This is a genomic window from Sutterella massiliensis (genome assembly GCF_016899755.1).
GTDB lineage: Bacteria > Pseudomonadota > Gammaproteobacteria > Burkholderiales > Burkholderiaceae_F > Sutterella > Sutterella massiliensis.
Genome location: NZ_JACJJC010000356.1, coordinates 1 through 339, shown reverse-complemented (window position 1 = coordinate 339; position 339 = coordinate 1). Strand labels below are relative to the sequence as shown.

At 55.2% G+C, this 339-nt stretch carries 1 protein-coding gene; it reads right to left on the bottom strand.

Going from position 1 to position 339, the window contains the following annotated elements:
- The coding region (locus H6A60_RS12895; protein ID WP_205105263.1) for a hypothetical protein at positions 1-214 on the bottom strand (214 nt) is incomplete at its 3' end.
- Positions 215-339 lie beyond the last annotated feature (125 nt).

Below are 339 nucleotides of genomic sequence, written 5' to 3'. Positions count from 1 at the left end.
CGGGCACGCGCGATTTGAGTTCCAGCAGTGTCGACGACTCGAAATCGGTTTCGCCCTCGGTACAGGAGGGGACCTCAACCGAAAGATGGGCTTCAAGATATGACGCGGGCGCCGACAGCTCGCTCAGAGCAATGTCGGCCGTCAGATCGGATTTGCAGCCGGCTAGAAGCATTATGGCCGGTAGAACCACTTGAAAAAGCTTGAACCTTCTCATCAAGGTGCCTCCTTTGTTCTGCAACGAATACAGACACTCGAAACCCGCCCTTCCATGTGTTGGTCGACACACACGGTCGAGCACCGCATGGGCATCTCGTGACCTTTGAGATCAAGTCTACCGTT